Here is a 9660-nt window from a genome sequence, read left to right as displayed (position 1 = left end):
GAAGGGCAAGAATGTACAAACTTGGCAAGATGATTTGATAGGGTTGACGTTCTCCAGATCGGCCCGTCGGAAGTGAGGCGCTGTCGTGGCATCCAACTACGAGTCGATACGTGATGAGAACCGAGAAAGGTATGGCACAGACATCGCTCGGATCGGGCCGATGCTACTTGCTGACCGTTATGACGATCGAACACATTTCATCTTCGAGCTGCTTCAGAATGCCGAGGATGCGCTTCGCCGCCGAGGTGCTTGGGAGGGCCCTCGGCAAGTATCCTTTAAGTTAACCGGAGACTCCCTCACGTTATCCCATTTCGGAAGGCCATTCGACGATGCTGACGTGCGGGGTGTCTGCGGCATCGCCGAAAGCACGAAGGATGAGCATTCAATCGGTCGTTTCGGGATCGGGTTTAAATCCGTGTACACGTTCACAGATTGCCCAACGATCCATTCGGGCGATGATGACTTTGAGATACGCAACTATGTGCAGCCATTGAAGGCAGGCAAAACTGATCGTGACCCCGAGGAAACACTAATCGTCCTGCCACTGAAAGCCGAAGACAAAACGGCTGAGAGTGAAATCGTAAATGGTTTCAAGCGATTGGGGCCGAGCTCATTATTGTTTTTGAGGTCAATCGAGGAAATCAACTGGTCCGTCGGGGACAACGTATCCGGCGTCTACCTGCGGAGCAAACCTGAGTCTGTTGGCCCGAACGTTCACAAGGTGAATTTGATAGGCCAAGAAAGCGAAAAGGATGAGGTCGATGAGCAATGGCTCGTGTTTCATCGAGAGGTTTCTTCGCCAGAGGGTAAAGCTGTCGGGCGCGTTGAAGTTGCCTTTTCTTTGCGCAACGAGGACGGACCATCAGATGTTTGGCACATCGCACCGGTTCCGACGTCACCTTTGGTGGTGTTCTTTCCCACTGCCGTTGAGACAAATTTGGGATTTTTGGTTCAAGGGCCGTATCGGACGACGCCAAGCAGAGACAACATTCCTCGCAACGATCCTTGGAACAAATACTTGGTCGAGGAAACAGCTGAGCTGTTGATCGAGGCACTAAGATGGTTAAGGGATCAATCATTACTCGACACTTCGGCGTTGGCTTGTTTGCCTCTTGATCGAGACAAATTTCCCGAAGGCTCGATGTTCGCTCCCGTGTTTGATGCAGTCCGCGATGCGCTCTTGGAAGAGCCGTTGCTGCCGAAGTTCGGAGGCGGGCATATTGCAGCCAAGAAAACAAAGCTCGGAAGAACAAAGGAGCTACGAGAGCTATTTCGACCGGAGCAGATTGCAGCGCTGTTTTCTGGTGATGTGGATGGGTGGCTTTCTGGAGACATCACCCAGGACCGAACGCCCGAACTACGACAGTATCTGGTGCACGAACTTGAAGTACCGGAGATTACGCCAGCTTCGATAGTTCCGCGTCTCAACCTCGAATTTCTTGAGGCGCAAGCTGACGATTGGATCCTCAAACTCTATGAGTTCCTGAATGGCCAGGGGTCACAATTGCGACGTTCACTTCAGGCTATTCCCCTGATCAGGCTGGATGACGGCTCGCATGTGACTGCACGCGAGGGCGGCAAAGCTCAGGCATTCTTGCCTAGTAACTTTGAGACCGGTTTTCCTACGGTAAAGTCATCCGTTTCTGCAACTGAAGAGTCCCGGGAGTTTCTTGTCTCCCTCGGAATTACTGAGCCCGATCCAGTAGACGATGTGATCTGGAATGTTCTGCCCACTTACCAGCATGACGAAGTCGATGAGGACGAGGCTCTATACTCACGTGACATTGCGCGGATCCTTTCAGCCTATCAATCGGATTCAAAATTGCAGCGCGAGAAGTTAGTGGCAGCTCTTCGGGCGACGTCATTTGTAATGGTGTTGGATGCCGGGGATGGTACGCGTTACGTATCTCGTCCAGGGGAAATTTATCTAGCGACAGATCGCCTTAAGAAGCTTTTTTCAGGCGCTGCCAACGTCATGATCGTCGATGACTCCTATGAATGCTTGCGTGGCGAAGCGATGCGAGAACTGCTCGAAGCCTGCGGTGCCCTAAGGTGCCCGAGGCCCATTGAGGCTCCCGATGCCTTGAGCCACCTAGAACTCCGAGAGATTCGGATTTCCGCGGGTCACGAAGAAACTTCTGGCGTGAAGGACAAGGTCCAGGACTGGACACTGGACGGTTTCGATGAGTTGATGGAAATCCTCCCGGGACTGGAGCCGGAAGAGCGCACAGTTCGTGCTCGCCTAATCTGGGAAAGTCTAGGGGATTTGGAGGAACGGCGTGGTCGTGGTGTATTCGATGGGCTCTACAGCTGGACCCACTACGGAAGTTACAAAAAGGATTTTCCGTCAGCGTTCGTTCGCCATCTGAACGCAGCTGCTTGGGTTCCGGATGAGAACGGTGACCTGCAGCCGCCAAACCAAGTGATCTTTGAAAACCTTGGATGGAAACCCAATCCATTTCTCCTGGCGCAAATAACTTTCAAGCCACCCATAATCGAGCAGCTTGCGAAAGAGGCGGGAATAGATCCAGACACCTTGGACCTGTTAAGAAAGTACGGGATTACAAGTGCTTCTGATCTGATGTCGAGGCTTGGCATAAGCGATCCCGTGCCTGAAATCGAGGACGATGCTGACGCTGAGAATGACGCGGTCGAAACCGAAGACCCTGACGTCTACAAAGACGCTGAGGATCTTTATGGCGATGACATGCCGGACATCCCCGAAGGAAGCTACGATCCGGCTGGCGACGATGAAGTAGGGAGAAGCAATTCTGGGGGAACCGGAGGCGGGAGCGGGAATAGAGGAGGCTCGTCAGGGAGCGGAAGTGGTGGCAAACCGAGTGCTTCGAAGGCTGAAAGCACCGGATCAGGCAGCAGCGCAACCAACAAGACCGGTAACCATCAAGGCAGGCGTTCCCCCGGGTCCAAAGGGGGTAGGCCATTCATTTCTTATTTGGGCACGCATCCCGATGATGAGGGACCAGACCCAGATGGCCTCGATCGACCAAAACGAATGCAACTGGAAGCAAAGGCTATTGAAAAGATAATTGGTCTTGAACCGAACCTCCAAAAGACCGCGGAAGGCAACAAAGGCTTTGACCTCTATGAAGAAGACGCAGAGGGCAATGTCGTCCGTTGGGTTGAAGTGAAGTCAATGACCGGATCACTGAATGATCGGCCCGTCGGCCTATCGCGCGCGCAATTTGATCTCGCCTCGGAGCGACGCGAGCACTTTTGGCTCTATGTCGTTGAATACGCATCGGAAATTGAAGCTGCACGTGTAGTGAAGATTCAGGACCCCGCTGGCCGTGCCCGCACGTTTACCTTTGATAGCGGCTGGCTGTCGATCGCGGAGACCAGCCCAGAGGCTTAGATCGGCCGTCAGTGCAGCCGTTGGTTGAAAGGCAGGCGTGCCGACTCGCGCGCTTCCTCGGCACGCCTGCGAATATCGCCGCCGCTTTGCGGCCGCGCGGCCGGCGAAAACTCGAGCCGACCTGGTGGGCTCCGTGCGGGTTCGCCGCCATCCCCACCGCCGCGCTCGATCCGGCCCATAGTCCGGCGTCTCCCGCGGTCCCCGCGCTTATCGGGTCCGGGTCCCCATAAAGCCTGCAGTGACGGCTTACTCGGCCTCCGCCGGCACCACAGACTCCATCTCGGCGATGGTCTGAAATTCGGACAGGAACTCCGGACGTGTCTGCATCAGATACCGCACCACGCGCGCGTTCCCGAGGAGCTTGCCGACGTAGCCACGGAGCACGGTAAGCTGCAGGTGGTCCTGGCCGTAGGTGTCCTGGATCTGTGTGATCCCTTCCTGAAGCCGGGCAAGTTCCTTTTCCATCCGGGCGACCGCCTGCGGTGTGACGCCGTTGATGCGTTTGGGCTTGTTCGCTTCGACAAGCTGCGCCTGCGGTGTACCGGCGAGGATCGCCGAGATGTAGGCGACAGAGTAGTTGTTGGCGTTCACCATGAGCTCGGCGGCTTCGATCTGGCGCAAGGGGATCATCTTGCGCAGCGTTGTGAACACGGCCGCGGTGCACGCCTTGTCCTTCAGGATCGCCACGGCTTCCGGGCAAATGCCGTCGAGCAGCTTGACCTTGCGCTGGATGCTGCGCGGGTTGAGGTCCAGCGCGGCCGCGATCTTTTCCTCCGAGACACCGCGCTCGATCGCTTTCAGGATCATCCGGTGCTCCTGAATGGGCGCGATACGGCTGATGCGCTTGTTGTAGGTGAAGGCCTCGTCGTCGGTCGACACGAGGCATTCGACCTGTTCCTGACCCAGATCCTTGAGGACTTCGATCCGGACATGTCCATCGAGCAGCAGCCAGCTGCCGCTGGCATCCCCGTTTCGCGCGACAACAGGCGGCTCGACCAAACCAATCTCGCGGATCGACGCAGTGATCTGGGTGTATTTCCGGCTGGACTTGATGGACTTGCTCAGCACCCGGACCGGCAGGATGTCCGCGACCGCTATCGTGACGCAATCGTTCTCGAAGCCGAGCTGAACCTTCTTGGTCATGGCACTGCCCCCTCGGCGAGGGTGTCCTGCAGGTAGCTGGGCATGGTTTCCAGACCTTCCGCGCGCAGCAGCGTCACGAAATGATCGTCCTCGAGTAGTGTCCGAAATGCCTGCCAGATGAACAGCAGCCGCCCCTGCGTCAGTTCCGCTTTCTTGATCAGAAGCTTCTGGCGGTCCGCTTCCTTCTGGTAGGCGCGCACCAACGCTTCGCTCGTCAGCGGTCGCCGGTTTCGGCCGTCGCGGCCGTATTGCTTGGGATGGATCTTCTTTCCACGGGCGTCGCGCTGTTCGATCAGGCGCCGGGCCGCCGCGAGTTTCTTGCCTCGCAGTTTTTTCTGCGTGTAGGCGTCCATCAGCGCACGCTGCGCGCCCTCGGCATCGGTCTTCGATATGTCGATGGCGAGGTTCAGGGGGAGCAGGCCGGTTTCGACGGCCGTGACCAGCCGCTCTTCGCCGCGCTCCAAGAGGCCGGCGATCATGCCGACATAGTCCGGCGAGACCCCGATCTTGTCGCCAATCTGGCGGTCGTTGTAGCCACGTTCGCGGAGCGTGCCGATTTCCCGCATCAGATCGATTGGGCGATGCTGGCGGCGAGCACAGTTCTCGACGAGGCTCATTACTAGGCAGTCGGACTCATTGGCATCGATGACAATGGCGGGGATGGCTTTCTGCTTCAGTTGAATGAAGGCCTCGAGCCGCCCTTGGCCGCAGACGAGGTCATATTCCTGTGGATCTGTGTCGGTGCGGCGGGTGACGGTGATTGGGCGCTTCAAACCGATCTTGGCGATGTTCTCCACCATGTCCGCAAACGTCCTGGGGTTTCGGACCCGCGGATTGAGAACGCGAATGCGGTCGGTCGGGACCAGGGTGACTTCCGTCTGGTGAGTTTCTTCCGCGCTTTTGGCCATCATGCCACCTCCGTCACCTTCGCCCGCCCGGCGAGGGCGTAGAAATCTTCAAGCGTCGCAATTCGATAGGCATCGAGCCACAGGCCGTTCTGCTCGGCCATCTTCAGCCGCGCGTCGGTCATGTCGATGCTGGGTAGAAGGTAGAAATCGCGCGGCGCGTCGTTGGTCTCGTTCATCCGCACAGCAATCGTGATGTCCGGAACGAGGCCGGTGTCGAGACGGATGTGCCAGCGCAAGGATCCAGTTGCCGTCACCTGGCAGCGGGCCAGAACGACCGACACCGTGAATTCGTCATTGACGCGCAGCAGCTGCGTGTCGGGGGCCTGCACTACGCGACCTCCCTGGGCGGCCACGCCCTCGATGATCTCCTCAACGACCTGGGGGTGGGCAGCGCGCAGCGCCTTGTTGATCTCGATGTAGCGGTAGTCCCGCTCCGGCTCATAGCCGATGAGGCGATAGGCGCGCAGCAGGCTGCCAAAGCGACTGCGATAAGCGCTGGACGAGGGCAGATCGTTCTCCTCGTCGATAATCAGCCCGGACAGCTGGCCCTGTCGTTTCAGGATCGCCCGCAGGGCATCGAGCAACTCCTCGTCTGAGAAATGGCGGCTGCGGGCATCCACGATTTCCCGCGCGCGCAAAAACAGCGCTTTGTTGACGATGGCCGGATAGGCGCCCTCGGCCCGGATCCACATGTCCCGTGGATTCACGACGCGGCGCTGCTTCAGCTTGAACGACACCTTGTTGAAGACGTTGTTCCCGATGTATTTTTCGTTGGTCAGCACCTGATGGACAGTCGCCCGGGTCCACGGTCGGTCGAGATCGGTGCGGTGACCTTCGGCGTTCAGGACCTCCGCGATCTCGCGCTCGGGCCGCCCCTCATTCACGAACATCTCGTACATGCGCTGGACGACCCGCTGTTCCTCCTCGGGGCCGGGGACCAGGATCACGCGGTCGGTCTGCAGGCTCTTCTGCTCGCCGCGCGACAGCTCACCCTTCGGGTTGCCGTGCTCGTCGATCAACACGCGCCGCAACCCGTATCCGGCCGCGCCGCCTTGGCGATATCCAAGCTCTACCAGGCGGCATTGCCCCGCAAAAACCTTCACCGAAAGCTCACGGCTGTATTCGCCGGCCATGACGCGCTTGACGGTCTTCAGAAGGTTAGAGCCGATGCTGCCATCGTTCTCGAACTGCTCGCCGCAGTAGTGGACCCTGATCCCGGCGCGGGAACAGACGTGCTCATGGTATGCGCCCTCATCGGCGTCCTGAAATCGACCCCATCGGCTGACGTCATAGACAAGGATCGCCCTGAAGTCGGCTTGGCCGGATTGGACCTCGGCCATCAGCTTTTGGAGCGCCTCCCGGCCGTCGAGTCGTAATCCCGACCGGCCTGAGTCCTCAAACGTGCGCAGAATGTTCAGGCCACGAGCCTCGGCATAGCTGCGTATGACATCGAGCTGGTTCTCGGTGGAGTACTTCTGGTGATCGGTCGACATCCGCACATAGGCGACGGCCGGCACATCCTTCTCAGGCGGCGCGTCGCTCGTGTCTGAATGGGTCGCCCAACGACCGCTCACATCCGTATCTCCTCATTATTCCAGGCAAATCCATCGCTCCCGCCGGAATCAACGGCTGAATTCTTCGCGTCCATGTAAAGCGAAGGAGGGTGGAATGTCGTTTCCGAAAAAGGGCAAGTTCTTTCCAAGGGAAAACGGATATAATGAAAAAACGGAGCAGCTAACGAATGGCGGCTTCGTCGAAGAAATCGCGGCGGCGTTGAAACGATCGTTGGGAGATAGTCGGGCGGGCGTGAAGACCGTGGCAGCCTGGACGGGTGCCAACGAGAAGACGGTAAAGAACTGGTTCTCGGGTACTTACGGTCCGAGCGGTGCTCACCTGACCGCGCTGGCGCGCCACTCCGACGAGGTGCTCACCACGTTCTTGGCTATGGCGGGGCGCGAGGATCTGATGGTTGCCATCAAACTCGCGGCGGCCGAGCAGGCGGTCGAGGAACTGCTCGAGGCCGTGCGGCATCTGAACCGATAGGGCCCGGCGGGACGATCATTTAACCAATCGTCTGGGGTCGAGAGTTTTGTCCCTCAACAGTGCGCATGATTTCGAAGCGATCCCGCGCGGTGGAAACCTGCACGGGAGAGAGTTGGTCGCCGGGGTCGTTTCCACCGCCACCATGCATTCCTATTTGATTTGAATGGGCCGCGTTCGGCGACCTGTTGCCCTGGTTGCAGAGAAATATAGCTGCCTATCGTTTCTCTTGTGTTTCTTTCGGACGCGTCTGAATCCTTCCATTGACCGGTACGGAATGTGGTATTTCGGGAATGGCCCTGCCTGTCTCTCAGACAAAGCTGTATTTGAGCGGCAAGCCGATGCGGCTTTTCTCTATCACTGAGTTACGCTTCTGAAGGTGACGACGGTAACCGATCTGCCTTGGAACGGTTTTCAAGAAGCCAATCACGGAACCGTAGCGCTGCAGGGGATGAAGTTTTCAAGCGCGGCAGGATAAGATGATAACCATATGATGTTTCGAAGTCTCGGCAGAAAGGACTAACCAACGCACCACTTTCCAACTCCTCCTGCACTAGCCACGAGGCAAAAAGAGATACCCCTAAACCATTGATGGTCGAGCTGAGCTGAAAATGACGATCTTCAAGCATCATTTGCGGCTGGCTATGCGCCATCTTCATTCCGTTCAAGTCGAACCATTCTTCCCACATTCCGGTATCGTCTACATGCAATAGGGTGCAGCCTGTCACATCCTTTGGTTCGGTGATCGGATGTTTTGCAAGATACTCGGGGCTGCAGACCAATGCCATCCTTTCGGGCCAAAGAGGGTGGACTTCAAAGCCATTCCAGTCGCCCTTTCCCCATTGAATGCCGATGTCCGCAAAGCTCCCGGGCTCGGGCATATAGGCATAGTTATTGTTGTGGTTGTGCATGGATAGGCGCACGTCAGGATATTGTTCGATCAAGTCACCCAACTCTGACGACAACCAGCGGCTGGAAAACATCGGCAAGAGCGCGATACGGATCGCGCCCGCTCGTATCGATAACTGATCGAGCCCAGTTTGGATCATCTCAAGCCCCCGCCCAACATGCTGCGCCAGCTCGACGCCCTCGTCCGTGAGGGTCAGCCCTTGTCCGGTGCGGTGGAAGAGCCGGTAGCCAAGATCCGATTCCAATTTTTTAATGTGATAGCTCACTGAGCTTTGGCTGATGTTTAAGAGTTGCGCGGCGCGGGTGACATTCCGAGTCTCGGCGGTGAGGCTAAACACCTGTACAGAATTGATATTCCTGATCGGTTTCACGGTGCCAAACTCCTCCGAAGTCTTCGCCCTTTCGAAATCTAACCATCTAAAAATTAGATATCCAAGCGGAATCTTTGAATTTGATTTGCGCCATGGGCCGTCGCTACGCTTCTCGAACCGCAGGAGGAGCGGGGAGGGGAATATATTATGGCGACACCTGTTTTGAGGGTCGAATCTCTGTGCAAGTCGTTTGGCGGCGTGCATGCGATCCGAGACCTGTCCTTTAATGTGAACGAGGCGCAAATCCTCGGCTTGATTGGACCGAACGGTTCCGGAAAATCGACCACTGTGAACAGTCTGGCGGGGTTGTTCCCAATCACATCCGGCGCGATTAGCTTGGCCGGCGCCAAGATCGATAATCTGCCTGAATATGATCGTGTGGCGAAGGGTCTGTCGCGGACCTTTCAGACAGCCATTACATTCACGGAATTCACGGTACGCGACCATATCGTGCTGGGCTGCAACGTTACGCGCACGTCGCATCCGCTGGCGTCTGTATTCGGCATGGGCTGGAAATCCAGCGAGGAAGAGGAACTGGCCGCGCGTGTCAACCGGATCCTCGAGATCACTGACCTTGCGCCGGTACAGGATCACCGCGTGGGCACCATTAGTTCGGCCCAACAACGCTTCCTGATGATCGCAACGGCACTGGCTTCAAATCCCAAAGTGATCTTGCTGGATGAACCCGCCGCCGGGCTGGTCTCGCATGAGCGCAAGACCTTAAGCGACCTGATCAAGAAGATCCGCGATCTGGGGACTTCTGTGCTGGTGATTGAACACCACATGGCGTTGATCATGGAGGTCTGCGATCGGATCGTTGTGCTCAACTTTGGCCAAAAGATCGCCGAAGGCACGCCTGAGGAAATCCGCAACAATCCAGTCGTCATTGACGCATATCTCGGCGAGGCGGCTTGAC

At 57.2% G+C, this 9660-nt stretch carries 7 protein-coding genes; 3 read left to right on the top strand and 4 right to left on the bottom strand.

Annotation, left to right across the window (positions count from 1 at the left end; genetic code table 11):
* Positions 1–85: 85 nt before the first annotated feature.
* Positions 86–3373: a sacsin N-terminal ATP-binding-like domain-containing protein gene (locus tag ACGYK9_RS03595; RefSeq protein WP_394408660.1), complete on the top strand. Its 3288-nt coding sequence runs from the start codon at positions 86–88 to the stop codon at positions 3371–3373.
* Between the two features lie 246 nt (positions 3374–3619).
* Here ACGYK9_RS03595 and ACGYK9_RS03590 read toward each other — a convergent pair whose 3' ends face one another.
* Genes ACGYK9_RS03590 through ACGYK9_RS03580 form a run of 3 tightly spaced genes read right to left on the bottom strand, consistent with a single transcriptional unit; the run spans position 3620 to position 6941 of the window.
* The gene (locus ACGYK9_RS03590; protein ID WP_394408657.1) at positions 3620–4516 is read right to left on the bottom strand and encodes a plasmid partitioning protein RepB C-terminal domain-containing protein; all 897 of its coding nucleotides are present in this window, start codon (positions 4514–4516) and stop codon (positions 3620–3622) included.
* Entirely contained in the window at positions 4513–5424 is a 912-nt protein-coding gene (locus ACGYK9_RS03585; protein WP_394408976.1) for a plasmid partitioning protein RepB C-terminal domain-containing protein, read from the bottom strand. Before ACGYK9_RS03585 ends, ACGYK9_RS03590 begins: the two co-directional genes overlap by 4 nt.
* Complete coding sequence (locus ACGYK9_RS03580; RefSeq protein WP_394408973.1) at positions 5424–6941, bottom strand: recombinase family protein; 1518 nt, start codon at positions 6939–6941, stop codon at positions 5424–5426. The genes ACGYK9_RS03585 and ACGYK9_RS03580 overlap by 1 nt, the downstream gene beginning before the upstream one ends.
* 151 nt (positions 6942–7092) lie before the next feature.
* Between ACGYK9_RS03580 and ACGYK9_RS03575 the strand changes: the two genes are divergently transcribed.
* Positions 7093–7467 (top strand): hypothetical protein, encoded by a 375-nt coding sequence (locus ACGYK9_RS03575; protein WP_394408654.1) that lies wholly within the window; start codon positions 7093–7095, stop codon positions 7465–7467.
* Between the two features lie 362 nt (positions 7468–7829).
* On the opposite strand, the gene ACGYK9_RS03570 is transcribed toward ACGYK9_RS03575, so the two are convergent.
* Positions 7830–8744, bottom strand: coding sequence for a LysR family transcriptional regulator (locus ACGYK9_RS03570; RefSeq protein WP_394408651.1), 915 nt, complete (start codon positions 8742–8744; stop codon positions 7830–7832).
* Positions 8745–8891: 147 nt separating this feature from the next.
* On the opposite strand from ACGYK9_RS03570, the gene ACGYK9_RS03565 reads away from it, so the two are divergent.
* Positions 8892–9659 carry an ABC transporter ATP-binding protein gene (locus tag ACGYK9_RS03565; protein ID WP_394408648.1) on the top strand — a complete coding sequence of 256 codons (768 nt, stop codon included), beginning with the start codon at positions 8892–8894 and terminating at the stop codon, positions 9657–9659.
* Position 9660: the final 1 nt, after the last annotated feature.

Origin of the sequence: Sulfitobacter sp. 1A15258 (genome assembly GCF_043557045.1) — a bacterium.
Classification (GTDB): Bacteria; Pseudomonadota; Alphaproteobacteria; order Rhodobacterales; family Rhodobacteraceae; genus Sulfitobacter; species Sulfitobacter faviae.
The sequence above is the reverse complement of the archived record's forward strand: the minus strand, read 5'-3'. Positions and strand labels throughout refer to the sequence as shown.

What these genes read in the sequence shown, in the direction of transcription:
- ACGYK9_RS03585 (WP_394408976.1), bottom strand. Translation starts at nt 5,424, where the DNA reads ATGGCCAAAAGCGCGGAAGAAACTCACCAGACGGAAGTCACCCTGGTC.
- ACGYK9_RS03590 (WP_394408657.1), bottom strand. Translation starts at nt 4,516, where the DNA reads ATGACCAAGAAGGTTCAGCTCGGCTTCGAGAACGATTGCGTCACGATA.
- ACGYK9_RS03575 (WP_394408654.1), top strand. Translation starts at nt 7,093, where the DNA reads ATGTCGTTTCCGAAAAAGGGCAAGTTCTTTCCAAGGGAAAACGGATAT.
- ACGYK9_RS03565 (WP_394408648.1), top strand. Translation starts at nt 8,892, where the DNA reads ATGGCGACACCTGTTTTGAGGGTCGAATCTCTGTGCAAGTCGTTTGGC.